This window comes from Dactylosporangium sp. CS-047395 (assembly GCF_050942185.1).
In the GTDB taxonomy this organism is placed as follows: Bacteria; Actinomycetota; Actinomycetes; order Mycobacteriales; family Micromonosporaceae; genus Dactylosporangium.
Window position 1 is genome coordinate 10,941,610 of record NZ_CP192015.1, and the last position, 22,055, is coordinate 10,963,664.

Here is a 22,055-nt window from a genome sequence, read left to right on the forward strand (position 1 = left end):
CCCCACCGCTTTTCAGGACATCCAACGGTCCAACCCCGCTGCCAAGGCGCCCATACAGTGAAGAGACCTTCGCTGCCTCTAGGACACGTCGGGTATGCGGCCCGGTGAGAGCCGGTCCTCAGGATCGAGGGCCAGCTTCAGCCGGGCCGCGGTGCTTGGCAAGGGCTCCGGGCCGTAGCTGTCCACCAGTTCGCGCAGGTCCAGCGGAGCGCGCAGCAGGGTGCAGCCGCCCCCGCCGCGGGCCAGCAGGACCGTGCGGGCGGCGGTCAGCATGCCGTCGAGGCGTTCGGGGGTGATGGTGTCGGGCAGCGCGACGTGGGCGACGCCCAGGCCGACCGAGCCGCGCACGGGCACCGGCAGGCCGGCCGCGTCGCGCAGGGCGTAGACGACGGCGAACAGCTCGCTCGGCCGGCCCCAGATCTTGAGCGCCACGTCGTCGGCGGCGAACGGGTAGCGGCCCCACCAGGCGGGTGGGAGCGACTCCACGGCCGCCCCGCCGCCGAGGAGCTTGGCGGCCGACTCGGCGCGGTGGGCGACGAAGACCTCGTCGCCCTCGAACAGGGCGGCGAGCTCGGCCGGGCGCGCCCCGACCCCGCCGGGCAGGTCGGCCTCGATCGCCACCGGCTCCAGCGGTGAGGCGACCAGGGCCTCGGTGAGCTGCTGGACCTCGCGCGGGGTGGACACCGGGCGGACCACCCAGGCCCGCGCGGCCGGCAGCGGTTCGAGCCGCATGGTCGCCTCGGTGATGACGCCGAGGGTGCCGTAGGAGCCGCAGACGTACCGCTCCAGCTCGAACCCGTCGACCGCCCGCACCAGGCTGCCCTCGTCCAGCGCGACCCGCACGCCGGTCACGAGGTCCCTGGGTGCGCCGAAGCGGTGCCGGAGCGGACCGGCCTCGTTGGTCGCCAGCACGCCGCCGAGGGTCGCGGCCGGGGAGCCGACGTCGAGGGGCAGCCGGCGGTGGTGCTTGGCCAGCAGCGCGCGCAGCGCCCGCAGCGGGGTGCCGGCCGCGATCGTCGCCGTCGGGGCGCCCGGGGCGTAGTCGAGCACGCCGGTGAGCCGGCTGACGTCGAGCAGTACGTCCGCGTGACTCGGCGGCACGCCCCAGTCGAGCTTCGTGCCGGCGCCGGACGCGACGACGGACAGCCCCTCGGTCGCCGTGAAGCGCAGCACCTCGGCCACCCCGGCGGCGTCACCCGGCTCGGCCACCCAGCCGACCGGCACGCCGTCGACCGTGTCGGCCGGGCCCGCCTCCCACGCGTGGTCCGGCCCGCACGCCTCGGACAACGCCTCGATCACCGTCACCGCAGACTCCCGCTTCCCTGGTGTCACCAGCCGTGGACATGGGGAAGATCGGTCGCTGGGATTCGCGGCTGCCGGGACGACGACGACATGGTCCAGGCATTCCCAATGACACGTTCGAACTACGCCCGGAGGTCGGTTGATTCACATGGCGCGTCAACCGACACCGAACATACGTTCGAAAGCCTATGGGCTCGTCACGACAGCCGCAAGACCTACTTCAGGCAGGCCGCCCGATCGGCGGTCGCGGCCAAGGCCGCGCGCGGTCGTCACGACAGCCGCAGGACCTGCTTCAGGAACGCCGCCCGATCGGCGGTCGCGGCCACGGCCACGCAGGTCGTCACGACAGCCGCAGGACCTGCTTCAGGAACGCCGCCCGGTCGGCGGTGGCAGCGGCGAAGCCCCGCAGGTCGTTGCCGGTCGCGTAGTCCTTGCGCTGCTTGGCCCCGGCGACGGCGGCGACCAGCTCGGCGCGTTCCGCCTCGGGCACGACGGTGTCCTGGCTGCCGAACTGCAGCAGCACCGAGCGCTTGCCGCCAACGGCCACGTACGGGCCGGCGTCGAACCGGGACAGCGAGTCGAGGTACGAGTGCCAGTCCGTCGGCAGTTTCTGCTTGACCATCCAGCGCGAGAACCGGCTGGTCCCGCTGGCCAGGACGGCGCCGGTGATGCGGGACTCCAGGCCGAGCAGCACCGCGCCGAGGGCCGCCCCGGAGTGGTGCCCGGCGTAGCCGACCCGGCTGCCGTCGCAGTCGCTGCGGCGGATCAGCAGGTCGAAGGCCCGGCGCTGGGCGAGCACGGCGGCCGCCATCAGGTTGGCGTCGGCGCTCGGGTCGCCGGTCGGCTTGATCGGCAGGCTCGGGATCATGACCAGCGCCTTCATCCGGGCGATGGCGGTGGCCTCGTCGAGCAGCTTGTCGCGGTCCCCGTCGGGGCCGGTGCCCAGGACGATGGCGGGCATCCGCAGCGTGTCGCCGGGGATGTCGGCACTCACCACGTATGCGGGCACGTTGTCGTTGCCGCGGGTGTCGGAGTACGTGATGTCCTCGAGGATGATCCCGTCGCCCGTGCGGCGGTCCGTGAGGTTCGCGTTGAGCGTCGAGCCCTTGTCGTAGTTGTAGAGCTTCTTGAGCTCCGCGAGGGCGACCGGCTTGGGGACGTACCCCGAGGGGTCGAACGTCGACGCGGCCTGGGGCTCGGCACTCGGCGAGGCTGGACCGCCTGCCGAGGAGCCGTTCCCCGTTCCCGGTGTCGTCGTCGATCCCTCGGAGCACGCTTGGACCAGCATTGCTGCCAGCCCGGTCACCCCGATGTGCAACACCCCACGACGCCGCACCGGCATCCCTCCGTGGTCTCGCCCGAACTACAAGACCATGACGGTACCGGCGTCGCTCTCTCCTAGTGGACAGACCGGCGAACGACGCGCGTGGTTGCGTGTGAAAACAGGTAACGTTTCCGAGCGTGACGAGCGAGCAGCCACCGGTCGCGAAGCGTGTTCCGCACGAGCGGGTCCACCACGGCGACACTGTGATCGACGAGTATTTCTGGCTCCAGGACAAGGACGATCCGGACACGGTGGCCTACCTGGAGGCCGAGAACGCGTTCACCACGGCCGCCACCGCCCATCTCGAACCGCTGCGCGAGACGCTGTTCAACGAGATCAAGTCGCGCACCAAGGAGACCGACCTCTCGGTGCCCACCCGCAAGGGCGGCTACTGGTACTACACCCGCACCGAAGAGGGCCGCCAGTACGGCATCCACTGCCGGGTCCGCGCCGCCGAGGGCCGCGACGCCCCGCCGGAGATCGGCGACGGCACCCCGCTGCCCGGCGAGGAGGTGCTGCTGGACGGCAACGCGCTGGCGGGCGACTCGGAATTCTTCGCCCTCGGCACGTTCGACCTGAGCGTGGACGGCACCCTGCTGGCGTACAGCACCGACTTCTCCGGCGACGAGCGCTTCACGCTGCGGGTGAAGGACCTGACCACGGGCGCGGACCGGCCCGACGTCATCGAGAACGTCTTCTACGGCTCGGCCTGGTCGGCCGACGGCTCGACGCTGTTCTACACCACGGTCGACGAGGCCTGGCGGCCGAACCGCGTGTGGCGGCACGCCATGGGCACGACCGGCGACGACGCGCTGGTGTTCGAGGAGCCCGACGAGCGGTTCTGGGTCGGCATCGAGCTCACCCGCTCCGAGCGGTTCCTGCTCATCGACGTCAACAGCAAGGTCACCAGCGAAGTGCTGGTCATCCCGGCCGACGCCCCGCTGAGCGAGCCGCGCTCGATCGCGCCGCGCCGGCAGGGCGTGGAGTACTCGATCGAGCACCACGGCCACCGCTTCCTGATCCTGCACAACGACGGCGCCGAGGACTTCGCGCTGTCGTACACCTCGGTGGACGCCCCGGGCGACTGGACGACGCTGATCGAGCACCAGCCGGGCACCCGGCTGCTGCAGGTCGACGCGTTCTCCGGGCACCTCGTGGTCTCGCTGCGCCGCGACGGGCTGACCGGCATCCGGGTGGTGCCGCTGCACGGGTCCGCGCCCTACGACATCGCCTTCCCCGAGCCGCTGTACTCGGTCGGGCCGGAGGCGAACCTGGAGTACGACACCACGTCGTTCCGCCTGCACTACACCTCGATGGTGACCCCGGACTCGGTGTTCGACTGCAACCTCGACAGCGGCGCGCTGACCCTGCGCAAGCAGAAGCCGGTGCTGGGCGACTTCGACCCGGACCGCTACGAGCAGCACCGCGAGTGGGCGATCGCCGACGACGGCACCCGGGTGCCGATCTCCGTCGTGGCGCGCAAGGGCGTCCCGCGCGACGGGTCCGCTCCCCTGACGCTGTACGGCTACGGCTCGTACGAGACCTCGATGGACCCCTGGTTCTCAATCCCCCGCCTGTCCCTGCTGGACCGCGGGGTCGTCTTCGCCGTGGCCCACGTGCGCGGCGGCGGGGAGATGGGGCGGCGCTGGTACGACGAGGGCAAACTGCTGGCCAAGAAGAACACCTTCACCGACTTCGTGGCCTGCGCGGAGCACATGGTCAAGGCCGGCTGGAGCGCCCCGGACCGGATCATCGCCCGCGGCGGCTCGGCCGGTGGGCTGCTCATGGGCGCGATCGCGAACCTGGCGCCCGGAGCATTCGGCGGGATCGTGGCCCAGGTGCCGTTCGTCGACGCGCTCAACACGATCCTCGACCCGTCGCTGCCGCTGACCGTGACCGAGTGGGAGGAGTGGGGCAACCCGCTGGCCGATCCCGAGGTGTACGCGTACATGAAGTCGTACACGCCGTACGAGAACCTGGCCGAGGTGCCCTACCCGGCGATCCTGGCCGTGACCAGCCTCAACGACACCCGGGTGCTGTTCCACGAGCCCGCCAAGTGGGTGGCTCGCCTGCGCGTCACCTCCCCGTCGAGCCACGTGCTGCTCAAGACCGAGATGAGCGCGGGCCACGGCGGCCCGAGCGGCCGCTACAACGCCTGGCGCGAGGAGGCCTTCATCGCCGCCTGGCTGCTCGACAAGGCGGGCTTGGCCCAGCCGCCCGGACGTTGAACTGTCGCCGCCGGTAGCACCGGCCAAGGTTTTGAGGGGGTGTGGGTGGAGCGAAGCTCCCCCACTGTTCTTCAGGACATCGAGGGGTGAACGAAAACGCCCGTAAGACCATCCGCGACTGGGTCATTGTCCACAGCCTGTGGAGAACTTGCTGTGGACAACCCGCCGGGCGCCTGTGGATAACTTCGGCGGAACGAGCGCCCGAGCGCGGCGTGACTGTGCGGATCCACACAGGCATTACCCACAGCCTGTGGACAACTTCAGGCAAACAAGCGGGCGGCCAGGTCAGGGGCGATGTTGCCGCCACTGATCACGGCGACGGTGCGGCCGGCCGGCAACTCGTCGCGGCGGTGCAGCACCGCGGCCGTGGCCACCGCGCCGCTGGGCTCGACGATCAGCCGTGCCTTGCGGGCCAGCGTGCGGACGGTGTCGAGGATCTCCTCCTCGCTGACCGTCACGATCGCGTCGAGGTAGGTCGACAGGTGGGCCAGCGTCAGCTCGGACAGCGGCGTGCGCAGCCCGTCGGCCACGGTGCTGAGCATCCGCTCCACCGGCCAGACCCGGACCATGCCCGCGGCCAGGCTCTCGGCCGCGTCGGCGGCGACCGCCGGCTCGACCCCGATGACCGCCACGTGCGGGGCCAGCGACTTGATCGCGGTGGCCACGCCGGAGGCGAGCCCGCCCCCGCCGACCGGCACCACGACCACGTCCACGCTGGAGAGGTCCTCGAAGATCTCCAGGCCGACGGTGCCCTGCCCGGCGATGATGTCCGGGTGGTCGTACGGCGGGATCAGCGTCAGCCCGCGCTCCTCGACCAGCCGGTTGGCCTCGTCCTCGCGCTGGGCCTGCGGGACCAGGATGACCTCGGCCCCGTAGCCGCGGGTCGCCTCGATCTTGAGCGGGGTGGAGACGTCGGGCATGACCACGGTGACCGGCACCCCGAGCGCCCGCCCGGCGTAGGCGAGGGCCTGGCCGTGGTTGCCGGAGGAGTGCGTGACCACGCCGGTGCGGCGGCGCTCGAGGTCGAGGCGGTGCAGGGCGTTCGTGGCGCCGCGGAGCTTGAACGCGCCGATGGGCTGGAGGCTCTCGGGTTTGAGCCACAGCTCCTCGGCCCAGGGGCTGGGTAGCAGCGGGGTGCGCACCACGAGCCCGGAAATCCGCGCGGCCGCGTCACGGATGTCGTCCAGGTGAACGAGGTTTTGCTGGAGTGCGGTCACGGTCGCAATCCTGACATCACCCGGCCCGGATCGCCCTCGTCCCTTGTGCCGAATGAGAGATCCCTAACGTCGGCGTTCAGCCGCTGCTGTAGTAGCGGGCGGCGCCCGGATGGAGGGGGATGGGATCGGTCTGCGGGGCAGTGCCCTTGTCGAAGTTTCCGCCCTCCGGGTGCACCCGGCCCAGTTCCTGCTGGTAGTCGAAGAGCACCTTGGTGAGGTCGTGCGCGAGCTGCTCGGGCATGTCGGGCGAGACCACGATGAAGTTGCCCACCGCGATGGTGTCGATGTCGCCCGGCGTGTTGTACGTCGCCTTGGGGATCTTGGCGCCGCTGTAGACCGCACCGTACTTGCCTGTCAGCGCGGGCAGCAGCGCGTTGAGCGGCAGCACGGTGAACGCGTTGGGCTGGGTGCTGAGCAGGTCGGCGATGCCGGGCGTGGGCAGGCCGCCGGTGAAGAACAGCGCGTCGGTGGTGCCGGCCAGCATGCCCTTGGTGGTCTCGGGCAGCGAGAGCCGCTGGCGCTGCACGTCGGCGTCGGGGTTGAGCCCGCCGGCGGCCAGGATGCGCCCGGCCAGGATGTCCGCGCCCGAGCCCGCCGAGCCGGTCGACACCCGCTTGCCGCGCAGGTCGGAGAACTTGGTGATGCCCGCGCCCTTGCGCACTACCAGGTGCACGTAGCTCTTGTAGATCCGGGCCAGGGCGACGACCTTCTGCGGCTTGCCGTCGAAGGCGTTCTTGCCCGCGTAGGCGTCGGCCGCGGTGTCGGCCAGGGTCAGCGCGACGTCCATGTCGCCGGTCGCGACCCGCTGGATGTTCTCGCCGGACGCGCCGGTCGCCTCCGCCCGCGCCTCGTAGCCGGCCACGTGCTTGGTGATCAGGTCGGCGTACCCGCCGCCGAGCGAGTAGAAGACGCCGGTCGTGTTGCCGGTGGCGATGAACAGCCGGCCGCCGTGGTACAGGTCGGCGCCCGGCCGCGCGGACGCGCTGGCGCACCCGGCGGTGGCGAGAACCACCGCCGCGAGGAGCAGTACCGCGAAATTCCTGATCTTCAAGCGGACCTTCTCAGCCAGGCTCAGCGGGACAGGGCGTCGCGGGGCAGCGGGTCCAGGGCGTCGGCGACGCGGTGGACCAGCATGGCGGTCTCGTAGCCGACCTGGCCGAGGTCGCAGCCGGGCGCCGCGAGGACGCCGAGCAGCGCGCGGTCGCCGACGGACATCACGATCATGACGCCGCCGTCCATGTCGACGATGGTCTGCCGCACGTGGCCGGCCTGCATGACCCGGGCGGCACCGAACACCAGGCTGGCCAGGCCGCTGATCACGGCCGCGAGGTGGTCGGCCTGGTCGATCGGCAGGTCGGCCGAGGCGGCCAGGCGCAGCCCGTCGCCGGACACGGTGATGGCGTGGGCCACGTCGGGCACCTGTCGCGCGAAGCTCACCATCAGCCAGTCGAGCTGTCCGGCGCCGTGGGTTTGCTGAGACATCATGATTCCTTGCCTGGTTGTCCTGGAGCGGTGCTGGTGGTGCGTCGAGCGGCCGCCGAGACCCCCTCGGCGAACGCGGACAGCCGGGACCGGATCTGCTCCGGATCGACCGCCGCGGCGCTGCGGCTCTCGGCAGGTGGTGCGGTGGTTTCCGGCGCCAGCTGGGCACCGGGACGACGACGAGGAAGATGTTGGTCCTGCTCCGACATCGAGCCACCTCCGGCACTGGAGGACGGGCTCCCCGGGCGTGGCGGCCACGTGCCGGGGGAGCCCCAGGTGGTTTGCGCGCTGTACTGGGGCGGCCGGACCGGCGCGGCCGCCGGTGGGGTGTCGGCCACCTGGGGCATGCCGCGCGGCGGGGTGTGACCGCCCGGCCTGCCCTGCGGCGGCGCCGGCGGCGGGGTGACGAGCCCGCCGGCACCGGGATTTCCGCTGCTCAGATAGGGACGGAACCACGGCGCCACGCCACCGGCCGACGCGGCCGCCTGGGTGGCGACGGGCTGGGGCTGGGGCTGGACCGCGGGCTGCGGCTGGGGCTGCCGCTGCTGCGGGATGAGTGCGGGCTGGCGCTCGAGCGGGGCGCCCACCGTCGAGGGCACCTGCACGGGCCGGCTCGGCGGCGCCTGTACCGCCGGAATCGTCACGGTCGGCGCCTCGCGCCCGGACGGCAGGGCGGACACCTGCTCCAGGAGCCGGTGCGGCAGCGCCACGTAGGCGATCGTGCCGGAGCCGGTGGTCTGCAGCTGCACCCGGACGCCGTGGCGGGCCGCGAGGTGGGAGACCACGTGCAGGCCCATGGTGCCGGCGGCGGCACTGGACAGCGCGCTCGGCACGGCCAGCCGGGAGTTGATCTCGGCGAGGCGGGCCGGGAGGATGCCGATGCCCTGGTCGTGCACGCGGATCATGGCGCCGTCGGTGGTGGCCCGCGCGTCGACGGTCACCGGCTCGGTCGGCGGCGAGAACGCCGTCGCGTTCTCCAGCAGCTCGGCCAGCAGGTGCACGAGGTCACCGACGACCGGCCCGGTGATGGCCAGGTCGGCCGGCTGGAACTCGACCCGCGCGAAGTCCTCGATCTCGGACGCGGCGGCGGTGATGACCGCGCCGAGGCCGACGGCCTTGGTCTGCGGGCGGCCGGGCTCGCCGCCGGAGAGGACCAGCAGGTTCTCCCCGTTGCGGCGCAGGCGGGCGGCGAGGTGGTCGAGGGCGAAGAGCCGGGCCAGCACGTCGGGGTCGGTCTCGTCGCGCTCGAACTCGTCGAGCAGGCGCAGCTGTCGGGTGATGAGGGTACGGATGCGCCGGGCCAGCACCTCGGCCATGCGCCCGACGTCGACGCGCAGCTCGGCCTGCTCACCGGCGAGGCGCAGGGCGGTGCGGTGCACGGTGCTGAACGCCTCGGCCACCTGGCCGACCTCGTCGTTGAGGGCGGCGATGCCCCGGGTGACCTCGGCCGCGGTCTGGCCGCCCTCCATGACCGAGGGGGCCGGGGCCGACGAGCCGGCCGAGACCGCGTTGATGGCGTCGGGCAGGTCGCGCCGGGCCACCTGCAGGGCCGCCCCGCGCAGCGAGTTGAGCCGGCGGGCCGTCCGCACGGCCAGGACGATGGCGATGGCCAGGGCGCCGAGGGCCAGCAGCACCGTGACGAACCCGGTGGCCCAGGCCCGGCGGCTGGCGCCGACGGCGATCTGCTCGGCCCGGGCGTCGAGGCTGTCGGCGATGTCGACGCTGACGATGCTGACCCGGCGGATGACGCCGCTCTGGGCCACGAACCAGGCGTCGGCGTCGACCCGGAGGCCGGCCGGGTCACGCTCGGCGTCGCGCACCTTGGCGGTCATGCTGTCGGCGTTGTCGACGTCCGTGCCGCGCACCTCAGCGGTGTACAACTGCAGCTCTTCGCTCGTGGCGACCCGCCGGAACTCGGCCTCGCGCTGGCCCCGGGCGCCCTCGACCAGGGCCAGGTTGCCCAGGTCGCCGGGCTGCAGGTTGCCGCGGCTGAAGATGGTGCGCAGCAGGTCGCGCTTGACGGCCGAGTAGTGCTCGACGAAGGCGCTGGCGGCCAGGGCGCGGGCGGCGTTGGAGAGCTCGATGTCCTCGATCTGGCCGGGGACGGCGTCGGCCACGGCGAGCAGCGCGTCGGCCAGGCCGCCGTAGACGACGTCGGTGACCAGGACGATGGTGGCCGTACCGTTGTCGATGGCGGCCCGGGTGAAGCCCAGCTGGCCGTAGTTCTCGCCGGCCACCCGGACCCGGGTGCTCAGCGCGGGCACGGCGTCAACGGCCTTGGCGGCGTCGGCGAAGAACCGCGACGCGGCCTGGTCGGTGCGCGCCCGCTGGGCGGTGACCAGGGCGGAACCGCTCTGCCCACCGCGCTGGCGGAGCGCGGCCGTCTCGGCGAGCTCGCGCTCGATCTCATGGACGAACAGCACCGCGCTGGTGGCGGTGATGGTCAGCGTGCGGGCGTGCCCGGCGTCGCGGGCCGAGTTCACCGCGTTCGTGACCTGGATGCCGCCCAGGATGAACAGGCCGACCATCGCCACGATGATCGGCGCGAGGAGCTGCGCGCGCACGGACCGGAGCAGGCCCGCGCGCGGACCACCGCCCCGCCGGTGACCGGCCACGGAGGTGTCCGTGCCAGCCGTACGGCGCGTCGGTCCGCCGGGGCTCACGCCGTGCCTCGGCACCGGGGCGCGGGAGGGGCCGCTGCCTGCCACCGCCTGGCCTCCTAAAAGTAGCGGCTCCGTTACGGAGAGTGCCGAAGAGAGCGCTCCAACACGGGGGTGTCGAAGTTGGATCCACTACGGAACACGATCAGGCACGCTACTGGAAGAGGTCGGATCCCTAAAGAGTCCTTAGCCGAACGGCCGAGTCGTTCTGACTATGCGTGACGCCGGCGTCGCACAACGAACCAGGTTGCGGCTCCGGCGAGCACCACGACGGCGCCAAACAAGATCCACATGGCCGAATGACCGGATGATGCTTCCACGGACGCGGGGGTCGGCGAGATCTCCCCGGGGGTCGGCCCGGCGCTCGCGGCGGGGCCCCCGGGCACCCCGGCGGCCGGGGTCGACGGCGACCCGAGCGGACGGCCCGTCGGCGCCACGGGCGTCGCGAGCGGCGGAATCGTTCCAAGATCGGCCGGACCGGTAAGGGTCGGCGAGGGACCCATCGGTTCCAGGATGGCCGGCGGGCCGGGCAGGGGCGGGCCGGGCGGCGGCGTCGGCCCGAGGGCCGCGCCGCCGATCAGCAACGCGGCCACGAGCGACTTCACGTCCGTCCCAACGGCAGCCGCGGCGACGGGTTGAGCCTTTTGCGCGGGTTAAGCGCAGCTAAAGTCGATCAACCGCGACGGTCGTTACGCCGAACCTGGGCCGGGACGGCCTCGTCCTCGCGCAGGTTCTGCATGAACTTGTAGAACAGCGCGGCGGACAGCACCACGCAGACGGCCAGCACCGTCGCCGCGGTCAGGGCGGCTCGCGAGGTCGCCACCCAGCCGGCGTCGGCGAGCAGGACGAGCAGCCACATGGCGGCCGTCGCCTTCAGGACGCGGTTGCGGTATCGACTCATGACGAGATGGATACCCCGCCGCGCGAATCTCACTCCTCGATCTACTCCTCGGTGAACACCGCCACCGTGCGTGCCGGGACGGTGAACGATCCGTGCGCACTGTCGAACGTGGACTGCCGGGCCACCGGGTCGGCCGAGGCCGCCTGGACCGGGTGCAGCGCGACGTGGGCCCCGCGGTAGGCCGCGACGGTCTGCGTGGTGGCCACCGCGCCCGCGTTGAACACCACGATCAGCGAGCGCCAGTGCCCGTCCAGGCCACGGGCGTCCAGCACCATGGTGATCACGCCCGGCGTGGCCTGCGCGCCCGACAGCGGGAAGCTCAGCCGCTGCTGGACCTGGGCCGCGGTGCCCAGCGAGAACACCGGCGAGCCGGCCCGGATGCGCTGCAGCTCCTGGAAGCGGGCGGACGCCAGGTCGATCGCCGCGCAGTCCGGCACCAGGGCCGGGTCGGCCAGCAGCGGCTGCGCGTACGGCCACTTGTCCTGGTTGTCCGCCGCCGGTGGGAGCCCGGCGCCGAAGCCGTTGCCGTCGGCGCAGTCCCAGCGGATCTGGTTGAACCAGTCGCCGGAGTTGAACGAGTTGCGGTCCAGCGACTTGGAGCGCAGCCGGTCGGAGCCGGTGGTGACGAAGCCGGTGCCCTGCCCGAGGATCGTCGTGGCCAGCGCGAGCACCTGCAGCCGGGCCCGCTGTTCGGCGGTCGTGGTGGTGGGCAGCTTGAACGCCATCGTGTCGTACAGGATCTCGTTGTCGTGGGCGTCGACGTACGTCACCGCCTCGCTCGGCGCGCGCGTGTAGCCGGCCGGGGAGCCGTTGTAGTCGACCTGCGCGCCGGTGACCCGGTGGCCGGTCGAGTCGGTGAACTCGTACGCGGCCAGGTTCCCGGTCAGCCCGACCTGGATGAGGTCCTGGTAGTGCAGCAGCCGGGTCTTCTGCTCGGCGGCCGAGCCGTTGACCGGGTCGCCGTTGGGATCCGTGAAGAGCCCGGTGGCGAAGCCCTGGATCCGCGGGTTGCCGTCGAACGGGCCGCCGCCGCGCACCGCGTCGCGCAGCCGGTCGTTGAAGGTCCCCACGCCGGTGCCGGCCATGTTGGCCTGGGTCGCCTGCACGAACCGGGCGTCGCCGGCCACCTCGCCGAAGTTCCAGCCCTCGCCGTACAGCAGGATCTTCTTCCCGTCCACGCCGTCCTTGGCCACCGTGAGCTGGTCGAGGGCGGCCCGCACGGCCATGATGTTCGCCTTCGGGTGGTGGCCCATCAGGTCGAACCGGAAGCCGTCGACCTTGTACTGCCGGGCCCACTGCACGATCGAGTCGACGACGAGCTTGCCCATCATCGCGTTCTCGGGCGCGGTGTTGGCGCAGCACGTCGAGTTGGCCACGGCGCCGTCGTCGAGCAGCCGCTGGTAGTAGCCGGGCACGATCTGGTCGAGCACCGAGTACTGGTCGGTGCCGGCCGAGGTCGTGTGGTTGTACACGACGTCCATGACCACCCGCAGGCCCGCGTTGTTGAGCCCGGCCACCATCTGGCGGAACTGGGTGATCCGCGGGGTGCCCTGCGGGTCGGTCGCGTACGAGCCCTCGGGCGCGTTGTAGTGGAACGGGTCGTAGCCCCAGTTGTAGCCGTCCCGGTCGGCGACCTGCGCGATGCAGGCCTGCTGCTGCGGGGAGTCCGGCGGCAGCGCGGCCAGGTCGCACGGCGGCTGGGCCTGGTCGGCGCGCACCTCGGGGATGGTCGAGATGTCGAAGACCGGGAGCAGGTGCACGTACGACGTGCCCGCCTGGGCCAGCTGCCGCAGGTGCGTCATGCCGGCCGACTGCGGCTGGGCGAAGGCGAGGTACGTCCCGCGCTGCGCGGCCGGCACCGTGTCGTCCGCGATGGAGAAGTCGCGTACCGACAGCTCGGTGATCTGCGGTCGGGCCGGGGCCGGCGGCTTGCGCAGGTCGCCCCAGCCGGACGGGCGCAGGGCCGGGTCGCTCAGGTCGCTGAGCTGGCTGTGCGTGCCGTTGGCGGCGAGGGAGACGGAGTACGGGTCGGTGACGCTCGCCGTGGTGACCGCGTGGATCGCCGGCTGGTAGGCCGTGACCCGGAACTTGTAGTAGACGTTCTTCCAGCTCTTGTCGCCGGTGGCGGACCACACGCCGGTGCGCTCGTCGCGGCGCATGGCCACGACCTGCGGCGCCTTGGTGAGGTCGCGGTACAGCTCCAGCGCCACGGTCTGCGCGGTCGGCGCCCAGACGCTCACGCCGGGCTTCCCGCCGTCGAAGGTCGGACCGAGCTTCGCGCTGAGGGCGGCACCGTAGAGGTCGTCCAGGGCCCCGGCCAGCTGCACCCCGGTCGCCTCGGTGACCTGCCCGGACACGTCCCGCTCGACGGCCACGAGCTGGCCCTTGAGCGCCGCCGTGAAGGCCTCGCGGTCGCCGCCGAGATGGAACGTCTGGTACGCCCACAAGTGCGGGAACTTCGCCCGCTGGGTCTCGGTCAGGTTGCCCGGCACGGCGCTCATCGGGATCTTGGTGCCGTTGCCGATGAGCTGCCCGTCGACCACCTTGAGCCCGCCGGCCGGGGCGGACCACAGCTCGTAGCTGTGCCCGTCGGTCGGCCCGGCCCGCCACGCGACCGTGTTCCGGTCGATCCACACGGCCTTGGCCTTGTTCACGTCCGTGTCGGGCGTGCCCTGGTCCGGGATCGGCAGCAGGTACTTCTCCTGTCCGGCGAGGATCCACACCTCGTGCCCGACGGTGACGAGGTCCAGCGCCTGGTCGGCCGGCAGGTCCTTGGTGTCGCCCTTGTGCACGATGTAGTTGAGCAGCGGGGCGTTCTCGGCCAGCGGCACCGTGAACTTCACTCCGAACGCGTCGGTGCCGGACGGCTGCAGCGGGCTGCCCCAGTCGGTGCCGGTCGCCGCGCCGGTCCACACGTGCAGGCCCCAGCCGTCGTAGTCGCCGGCCGGGCGCCGGTAGTGCAGCACCGCGGTGTGCTCGGCCGCGGCCCGCGTCGGGTGCACGGTCGCCTCCATGGACCGCACCCACGCCTCGCCCTGGGCGCTGGGCAGCACCGACTGGTCCGGGCCGGGGTCCTTGGTGTCGCCGTTGTGCACGATGAAGTTCACCGGCTTGCTCGGGTCGGCCACCGGCACGTGCCAGTAGGCGCCGTAGTCGTCGACGCCGTCGGGCCGGCGCGGATTGGGCCAGTCGGTCGCGGTACCGGCGGCCAGACCGTCACCCCACAGGTGCAGGCCCCACCCGGTGTAGTTCCCGTCGGGTCGTCCGTAGTGGATCGAAACGCTGCCGGTGGCGGCCGCCTGGGAGGTGTAAATGGTCGCATCTCCTTGCTTGAGCCAGATCTCCGGATGTTTCGTCGGATCCAGCGATCGGTCCGCCTCCACGTCCTTGACCCCGTTGCCGTCGATCACCAGGAAGCCCATGTTCGCGGCCCCCGGCTTCAGCTTGACCCATGCGAAGCGCCCGTACGAGTCCTCTCCCGCGAATGGCGCGCTCGCCGGCCAGGTCATCGGGTCCTGGATGTCACCCCAGGCGTAGACGCCCCAGCCGGTGTAGTCGTTCGCCGGCCGCTGATAGTGCACGATCGCGTAGTCGGGCGCGGCCGCACTCGGCGCCGTGCCGACCTTCGTGGAGATCTTGGCTTCGGTGGTACGGCCGGAGCCGTCCCGGACCACCGCCTTGTACTCGAGCTTCGTGCCCGCCGCGAGCCCGTCGAGGTCGTGATAGGCCGAGTACGGACCGGCCTGGTCGGTGCCGAGCAGCTGCCAGGCGCCTTCGCCGACGCGGGCCGCGAACGTGACGCTCGACAGCGGGTCCCCGGTCACGTCGGCCCGGACCTGGGCCACGCCCGCCGGCGCCGGGTCGACCGCGAGGGTGAGCTGCGGCTTGGCGGTCGCCTTCTTGATCTGGCCGCGGGCCTTGAACACCACCGTGGTCAGGGCCGGGATGCTGAGCTGGAGCTGGCCGTTGCCCGCCGTGGCGGCGATCGCGCCGGTGCTCGGGTACAGCTGGTCGAACGTGGTCGTCGCCATGGACGTCGGCACCGTGACCGTCTTCGTGCCGGTGCCGTTGTTGCTGGCCACCACGTACTCGACCCGCTGGTCGGGGTCGATGCGGGAGAAGGCGAAGACGTTCTGGTCGGCGTACCGCGTCACCTGCACGCCCTGGCGCAGGCCCGGGTTGTGCTCGCGCAGGTCGGCCAGGCTCGCGATGGTCCGGTAGATCGGATGGCTCGTGTCGTAGTGCGACACCGCGTGGGTACTGTCGGTGCCCAGGATGTCGTCGTCGAGGTAGTCCGCCGTCCTGGTGGCGAACATGTCCTGGCGCGCGTCCTTGTCCCCGCCGGCGCCGGTGAAGCCCTGCTCGTCGCCGGAGTAGACGACCGGCTGGCCGCGGGTCAGGAACATCAGCTCGTGGCCGAGCTCGTCGCGGCGCAGGTGGGTGGCCGGGTCGGTGCCGCCGGTGGCCACGAAGTAGCCGAAGCGGCCCATGTCGTGGTTGCCCAGGAACGTCGGCAGGCCGTTCGCGTTCGTCCCGGGCGAGATGTACATGTCGTCCTGGGCGTACATGTCGGCGAGCTCCTGGCCCGAGCCGCCCTTGGCCGCGAAGTCGGCCGCGGCCTGCTGGAACGGGAAGTCCAGGGTGCCCGGCAGCCGGCCCTTGCGCACGTACTGCGAGTCGAAGGCCGGGTTCGCGTCGTACACCTCGCCGAACATGAAGAAGTCGTTCTTGCCGGCCCGGTCGGCGGCGGCGTCCACGCCCTTGACGAACTGCGGCCAGAACTGCATGTCGACGTGCTTGGCGGTGTCGATGCGGTAGCCGTCGATGCCCGAGTCCTTGACCCAGTCGGCGTAGATCTTCGTCATGCCCTGGACGACCTCGGGGCGCTCGGTCCACAGGTCGTCGAGGCCGAAGAAGTCGCCGTACTCCGAGTTCTCCCCGCTGAACGTCGAGTCGCCCCGGTTGTGGTACATCAGCGGGTCGTTGAGCCAGGCCGGCTTCTTGACGGTCTGGTCGGCCGCGCTCGGGAACACCGGCGTGTAGGGGAACGACTGGGCGTTGACCGGCGGGAACCCGTGCGTGCCGTCGGCGTAGTTCCGGTCGTCGAACTTGTTGCCGTTGGCGTCCTTGTACGGGTAGTCGGTCTTGTCGCGGTACGTGTACTGGTTCTGCGCGTACCGGATGACGTCCGCGGTGTGGTTCGTGATGACATCGAGGTAGATCTTGATGCCGCGGTCGTGCGCCTTCTTCGTGAGCACCTTGAGGTCGTCCCTGGTGCCGAAGTGCGGGTCGATCGCGGTGAAGTCGGTGATCCAGTAGCCGTGGTAGCCGGCCGAGACGTCGGCCCCGCTGCCCTGCACCGGCCGGTTCTTGAACACCGGCGCGAGCCAGATCGCGGTGGTGCCCAGGCCCTGGATGTAGTCGAGCTTGTCGATCACGCCCTTGAGGTCGCCGCCGTGGTAGAAGCCCTTGTCGGTGGGGTCGAAGCCGGTGCTGAGCCGGTCGCCCGGCAGCCCGCCGGTGTTGTTGGCCGGGTCGCCGTCGGCGAAGCGGTCGGCCAGCACGAAGTAGAACTGCTCGGCCCGCTTCGCCTTCTTGCCCTTGCTGTCCTTGTTGTCCAGCAGGCTGGCGGCCGAGGGCTCGCTCGACCACTCCGGCACGCCCTCCGCCGAATAACTCGTTGGCTGCTGCGGTACGTCCGGTGTGCGCGGATTGTCGCCCGGCATCGCGGCGAGCACGGCGAGGGTGGTCAGGATGCCCAACGTGAGGTGCTTGGCGGACGGCATGGCGGGGCCTACCTCTCTGGCGAGGTGGGCACCGTATCGATCGATGGAGATCCTTACAAGCCTTGACAGCTAGCCTTTGAGCGTTGTCGTGATCGCTTCGCTGATCTGCCGCAACTGTTCGATCTGCTGCGGGGTGAGCGGATCGAACAAATGCGTGCGAACCGTTTCGACATGGCCCGGAGCGGCCGAAACCAGGGCGGCGAAGCCCTCGTCGGTGAGGTCGGCGAACTGGCCGCGCTTGTCGTCGTCGCAGTCGCGGCGCTTGACCCAGCCGCGCGACTCGAGTTTCGTGACGGCGTGCGAGAGGCGGCTGCGCGACGAGCGGGTCTGGACCGCCAGCTCGCTCATGCGCAGCGAGCGGCCCTCGGCCTCGGAGAGCACGACGAGGATCTCGTAGTAGGCGTGCGGCATGCCGGCCTCGTGCTGCAACTCGCGGTCGAGCCGGTCGATCAGCAGCGTGGTCGCGCTGTAGAAGGCGCGCCAGGCGGCCTGCTCTTCGTCGTCGAGCCAGCGGGTCATGCTTGCATTTTTGCACGCGCAGAAAACTTCTTACTGGAGACCAGTTGACGGATTTGCCGGACCCGAATCGCGCGAGCCCCTACGATTTTCTGGTCAACGACTATCTGCGCGCCGTCGAGCAGGCCCTGGACGGCGTTCCCGCGAATCGGCGAGCCGAGCTGCTCGCCGATCTCTCCACGCACATCTCGGCCAGGCGGGCCGAGCTGGGGCCGCAGGAGACCGAGGTCGAGGTGCGCTCCATCCTCGACCTGCTCGGCGACCCTTCCGACGCGGCGGCCGCGCTCGACGAGCGGGAGTACGACGAACCGATCGAGATCGCGCCGAAGAAGAAGTCGGCCGCGCTCATCTGGGTCCTGATCACCATCGCCGCATCCGTGAGCCTCTGCCTGCTCGGCGTCCTCGCGATCGGCCTGCTGGCGTTCTTCCTGCGCGGGTGACCGCCCTCGGCGCGAGGGCGGCCACCCTGTGATCGGCCTGCTCGGCTAGCGGACGGTGCCGGCCGAGCCGGTGCCCCGGCGGACCGGTTCGGCGCAGGCCAGCAGCTTGCCGTGGCCCAGGAACTCGATCGCCGTGGCCGCACCGATCTCGGCCATCGGCGTGTACGTGTGGCCGAGCGCGCCCAGCGCCTTGCCCTCGGCCGAGTCGATGAACGCCGGCTCCGCGGTGACGCTCGCGGTGTTGCGCTGCGAGGCGCGCGGGGCGGCGACCGCCTGCGGCAGGCTCATGCCCAGGTCGAGCCGGTTGACCAGGATCTGCAGGACGGTGGTGATGATCGTCGAGCCGCCGGGCGAGCCGAGCGCGAGGAACGGCTTGCCGTGCTGCAGCACGATCGTCGGGGCCATCGAGCTGCGCGGCCGCTTGCCGGGGCCGGGCAGGTTCGGGTCCTCCGCGGTGCCCTGCGTGTTGGTGAAGTTGAAGTCGGTCAGCTCGTTGTTGAGCAGGAAGCCGCGGCCCGGCACGACGATCCCGTTGCCGCCGATCTGCTCGATGGTCAGGGTGTACTCCACGACGTTGCCCCACTTGTCGGCGACCGTGAGGTTGGTCGTCGACTGGCCCTTGTCGGGGCTCGCCCCGCCGGTACCGGTGGCGCAGCGGTCATAGCGCCCGTCGGGCTTGCCGGGCAGGACGGGCTTGGCCGCCGCCCGGGCCGGGTCGATCTGGCAGGCCCGCTCGCCCGCGAAACCATCGGTCAGCAGGGCGTCGAGCAGCGAGCGGGAGGTGTAGTCGCCCACGTAGCGGTTGCGGTCGGCGAAGGCCAGGGCGCTGGCTTCGAGGTACCGGTGCAGGGCCTGGGTCTTGTCGAGCTTGGACAGGTTGGAGCGTTCGAGGATGTTCAGCGCCTCGCCGGTCGTCGAGCCGCCGGACGACGGGGTGGCCATGCCGTAGACGTCGTAGCCGCGGTAGGAGATCCTGGTCGGCGCGGGGTTGCGCACGTCGTAGGCGCGCAGGTCGTCCAGCGTCATGCCGCCCGGGCGGATCGGGTATTGCCAGGCCTGGCCCGGGTTCGCGGCCAGCGGCGGGTGTTGGACGGTGGAGACGATGTCCCGGCCGACCTCGCCGCTGTAGAACACGCCGGTGCCGCGCCGCGCGACGAGGTCGTAGGTCGCGGCCAGATCCGGGTTGCGCAGCTTGGTGCCGACCGCGGGCGCGGCGCCGCCGGGCAGGAACAGCTTCGCCGTCGGCTCGAACTGGGCGAACGCGGCGGCGTTGTCCTTGACCTGCTGGTTGAAGGTGGCGTCGACGAGGAAGCCGTCCCGGGCGACCTGGGCCGCCGGGCGCAGCGCGGACGCGAGCGGGCGGCTGCCCCAGCGGCGGGCCGCCTCCTGCCAGGTGGCCAGGGAGCCGGGCACACCGGCCGACAGGCCGCTGACCCGCGCCTCCTGGAACGCCATGGGCAGGCCGGTGGCCGGGTCGACGAAGGCGGTCTCGCCCATCGAGCGCGGCGCGGTCTCCCGGCCGTCGAGGGTCGAGACGCGGCCGGTGCGGGCGTCGTAGTACACGAAGAATCCGCCGCCGCCGATGCCGGAGGAGAACGGCTCGGTCACGCCCAGGGTGGCCGCGACCGCGAGCGCGGCGTCGACCGCGTTGCCGCCGTCGCGCAGCACCTTGAGGCCGGCCGCGGTGGCAGTGGGATCGACGGACGCCACCGCCCCGCCGTAGCCCGTGGCCGTTGGACCATTCGTCGCCGGCTTGCTGGCGGCCGCGGGGACGGCCGGTAACAGCAGGACCGGCAGCAGGACGAGGGGAATGAGCCTTCGCACGGGTACCTCCCAGAGAGATCGACGGCGATCGCTCATATCTGCCTACCCGCCGCTGCCCTCCGGCACAACCCGGAACGTGCGGCGGTACGCGCTCGGGGCGACCCCGATCGTGTTCTGCAGGTGCTGGCGCAGCCCGGCGGCCGTGCCCAGACCGGAGCGGCGGGCGACCACCTCGACCGGCAGCTCGGTGCTCTCCAGCAGGGCGCGGGCGTGGTCGACGCGCCGCTGCAGCAGCCAGCGCGCCGGGCTCACCCCGGTCTCCTCGCGGAACCGGCGGGTGAACGTGCGCACACTCATGTTCGCGTGCACGGCCAGGTCGTGCAGCGACAACGGCGCATCCAGCCGTTCGGCCGCCCACGAACGGGTGGCGGCCAGGGTGGCGTCGGCGGGGCGGGGCAGCGGCCGCTCGATGTACTGGGCCTGCCCGCCGTCCCGCCACGGCGGCACCACGCTGCGCCGGGCCGCGCGGTTGGCGACCTCGCTGCCGAAGTCGGTGCGCACCACGTGCAGGCACAGGTCGATCCCGGCGCCGACGCCGGCGCTGGTGAGCACGTCGCCGTCGTCCACGAACAGCACGTCGGCGTCGAGCTTGACCTGCGGGAAGAACTCCCGGAACCGCTCCGCCCACCACCAGTGCGTGGTGGCCGGCCGCTCGTCGAGCAGCCCGGCGGCGGCGAGCACGAATGCTCCCGTACAGATGGACATGATTCTCTTGCCCTTGTTGTGGGCGTCCTGGAGAGCCTGTTTGACGGTTGGATCCAGCGTCCCTCGCTCGACGGGATCGCCGGCGTGGATGCCGGACACCACCACGGTGTCGGCGCGTTCGAGCAGCTCCAGGCCGTGATCAGGGACGACCTTGAAGCCCGCCGAGGCCGTGATCGGTTGTCCGCCGGGCGAGCAGACCAGGATCTTGTATTTCCGGTTGCCCAGCTCGTCCCGTGCTGTGCCGAAGATCTGCGTCGGGGTGCCGAGGTCGAACGGAACGAGTCCGTCCAGGGCGAGGATGGCGACCAGGTGCTTGTCGGTCATGGCTCAATTCTTGCGCATGATGGCTGCCGGGCCACTCGTCCGCCCGTACCGAATCCGCTGGAATGGTTCTGTGAAGAGACTGCACCCGGCCTGGCTCGTCGCCGCCGTCGCATTCGTCGCCCTCGTCGGCGCGGCGGGCTTCCGCGCGACGCCGGGCGTGCTGATCCACCCGCTGCACGACGAGTTCGGCTGGTCGCTGGGGACGATCTCCCTCGCGGTGTCGATCAACCTGCTGCTGTTCGGCCTGACCGCCCCGTTCGCGGCCGCGCTGATGGAGCGGTTCGGCATCCGCCGGGTCGTCGCGTACGCGCTGCTGCTCGTCTCGGCCGGCAGCGGCCTGACGGTCTTCATGAAGCACAGCTGGGAGCTCATCGCGCTGTGGGGCGTGCTCGTCGGGCTCGGCACCGGCTCGATGGCCCTGGCGTTCGTGGCCACCATCACCGGCCGCTGGTTCGTGCACCGCCGCGGCCTCATCACCGGTGTGCTCACCGCGGGCGGGGCGGCCGGCCAGCTCGTCTTCCTGCCGCTGCTCGCGCTGCTCACCGACGCGCACGGCTGGCGCGCGGCCGCGCTCACCGTGGCCGGGGCCGCCCTCGCCGTGGTGCCGCTGGTCCTGTGGCGGCTGCGGGACCACCCGTCCGAGCTGGGCGTGGCACCGTACGGCGGCGAGTTCGTGGAAGCTCCCGTCGCGACCGGCGGCGCGGCCCGGCGGGCCCTCGGCGCCCTGCGGCTGGCGTCCCGCAAGCCCGCGTTCTGGTTGCTGGCGGGCGGCTTCGCGATCTGCGGGGCGACCACCAACGGCCTGATCGGCACCCACTTCATCCCGGCCGCGCACGACCACGGCATGACCGAGCCGACGGCCGCCTCGCTGCTCGCGCTCATCGGCCTGTTCGACATCGCGGGGACGATCGCCTCGGGCTGGCTGACCGACCGCATGGACAGCCGGGTCCTGCTCGGCTGGTACTACGCGCTGCGCGGCCTGTCGCTGCTCGTCCTGCCGATGCTGTTCGCGGCGACGGTGCGGCCGAGCATGCTGGTGTTCATCCTGTTCTACGGCCTCGACTGGGTCGCGACGGTACCGCCGACGGTCGCCCTCTGCCGCGAGTACTTCGGCGCCAGCGGTCCGGTCGTCTTCGGCTGGGTCTTCGCGTCGCACCAGTTCGGAGCGGCGATCGCGGCGACGGCCACCGGTCTGCTGCGGGACCGGCTGGGTAACTACGACCTGGCCTGGTACATCGCGGGCGGGCTGTCGATCTCGGCCGCTGCCTTGTCGCTGCTGCTGTTCCGGACCCGGAACGCGTCGACGGCGGCAACCCCTTCGGTCGCCGCCGTCGCTGCTTGATTCT

General features: G+C 71.6%; 14 protein-coding genes. 3 read left to right on the forward strand and 11 right to left on the reverse strand.

The genetic code is table 11. The features are described from left to right. Positions 1–78: 78 nt before the first annotated feature. Together ACQP00_RS51115 and ACQP00_RS51120 are read right to left on the reverse strand one after the other, a co-directional pair. Entirely contained in the window at positions 79–1,305 is a 1,227-nt protein-coding gene (locus ACQP00_RS51115; RefSeq protein ID WP_433211747.1) for an FAD-binding oxidoreductase, read from the reverse strand. 337 nt (positions 1,306–1,642) lie between these two features. Then, complete coding sequence (locus ACQP00_RS51120) at positions 1,643–2,590, reverse strand: hypothetical protein (protein WP_433211750.1); 948 nt, start codon at positions 2,588–2,590, stop codon at positions 1,643–1,645. A 173-nt stretch (positions 2,591–2,763) separates the two neighbouring features. Here ACQP00_RS51120 and ACQP00_RS51125 point away from each other — a divergent pair, with 173 nt between their 5' ends. Further along, complete coding sequence (locus ACQP00_RS51125) at positions 2,764–4,854, forward strand: S9 family peptidase (protein WP_433211753.1); 2,091 nt, start codon at positions 2,764–2,766, stop codon at positions 4,852–4,854. 260 nt (positions 4,855–5,114) lie between these two features. Here the strand turns inward: ACQP00_RS51125 and ACQP00_RS51130 are convergent, their stop codons facing one another. From ACQP00_RS51130 to ACQP00_RS51160, 7 genes are all read right to left on the reverse strand, one after another. Beyond that, complete coding sequence (locus ACQP00_RS51130) at positions 5,115–6,071, reverse strand: threonine ammonia-lyase (protein ID WP_433211756.1); 957 nt, start codon at positions 6,069–6,071, stop codon at positions 5,115–5,117. Positions 6,072–6,147: 76 nt separating this feature from the next. Continuing rightward, positions 6,148–7,122 carry a TAXI family TRAP transporter solute-binding subunit gene (locus ACQP00_RS51135; protein ID WP_433211759.1) on the reverse strand — a complete coding sequence of 325 codons (975 nt, stop codon included), beginning with the start codon at positions 7,120–7,122 and terminating at the stop codon, positions 6,148–6,150. A gap of 20 nt (positions 7,123–7,142) precedes the next feature. Continuing rightward, the gene (locus ACQP00_RS51140; RefSeq protein WP_433211762.1) at positions 7,143–7,556 is read right to left on the reverse strand and encodes a roadblock/LC7 domain-containing protein; all 414 of its coding nucleotides are present in this window, start codon (positions 7,554–7,556) and stop codon (positions 7,143–7,145) included. Continuing rightward, positions 7,553–10,117, reverse strand: a complete 2,565-nt coding sequence (locus ACQP00_RS51145) for a sensor histidine kinase (RefSeq protein WP_433211765.1) — start codon at positions 10,115–10,117, stop codon at positions 7,553–7,555. The genes ACQP00_RS51140 and ACQP00_RS51145 overlap by 4 nt, the downstream gene beginning before the upstream one ends. Before the next feature lie 769 nt (positions 10,118–10,886). Next, positions 10,887–11,114: a hypothetical protein gene (locus ACQP00_RS51150; protein ID WP_433211768.1), complete on the reverse strand. Its 228-nt coding sequence runs from the start codon at positions 11,112–11,114 to the stop codon at positions 10,887–10,889. Positions 11,115–11,155: 41 nt separating this feature from the next. Beyond that, positions 11,156–16,900: a pullulanase-type alpha-1,6-glucosidase gene (gene pulA / locus ACQP00_RS51155; RefSeq protein ID WP_433211771.1), complete on the reverse strand. Its 5,745-nt coding sequence runs from the start codon at positions 16,898–16,900 to the stop codon at positions 11,156–11,158. Between the two features lie 69 nt (positions 16,901–16,969). Continuing rightward, positions 16,970–17,419 (reverse strand): MarR family winged helix-turn-helix transcriptional regulator, encoded by a 450-nt coding sequence (locus ACQP00_RS51160; RefSeq protein ID WP_433211774.1) that lies wholly within the window; start codon positions 17,417–17,419, stop codon positions 16,970–16,972. A 44-nt stretch (positions 17,420–17,463) separates the two neighbouring features. On the opposite strand from ACQP00_RS51160, the gene ACQP00_RS51165 reads away from it, so the two are divergent. Beyond that, complete coding sequence (locus ACQP00_RS51165; protein ID WP_433211777.1) at positions 17,464–17,856, forward strand: HAAS signaling domain-containing protein; 393 nt, start codon at positions 17,464–17,466, stop codon at positions 17,854–17,856. A gap of 45 nt (positions 17,857–17,901) precedes the next feature. Here the strand turns inward: ACQP00_RS51165 and ggt are convergent, their stop codons facing one another. Together ggt and ACQP00_RS51175 are read right to left on the reverse strand one after the other, a co-directional pair. Continuing rightward, positions 17,902–19,716 (reverse strand): gamma-glutamyltransferase, encoded by a 1,815-nt coding sequence (gene ggt, locus ACQP00_RS51170; protein WP_433211780.1) that lies wholly within the window; start codon positions 19,714–19,716, stop codon positions 17,902–17,904. Between the two features lie 6 nt (positions 19,717–19,722). Further along, positions 19,723–20,709 (reverse strand): GlxA family transcriptional regulator, encoded by a 987-nt coding sequence (locus ACQP00_RS51175; RefSeq protein ID WP_433211783.1) that lies wholly within the window; start codon positions 20,707–20,709, stop codon positions 19,723–19,725. Positions 20,710–20,728: 19 nt separating this feature from the next. On the opposite strand from ACQP00_RS51175, the gene ACQP00_RS51180 reads away from it, so the two are divergent. Then, complete coding sequence (locus ACQP00_RS51180) at positions 20,729–22,051, forward strand: MFS transporter (RefSeq protein ID WP_433224325.1); 1,323 nt, start codon at positions 20,729–20,731, stop codon at positions 22,049–22,051. Positions 22,052–22,055: the final 4 nt, after the last annotated feature.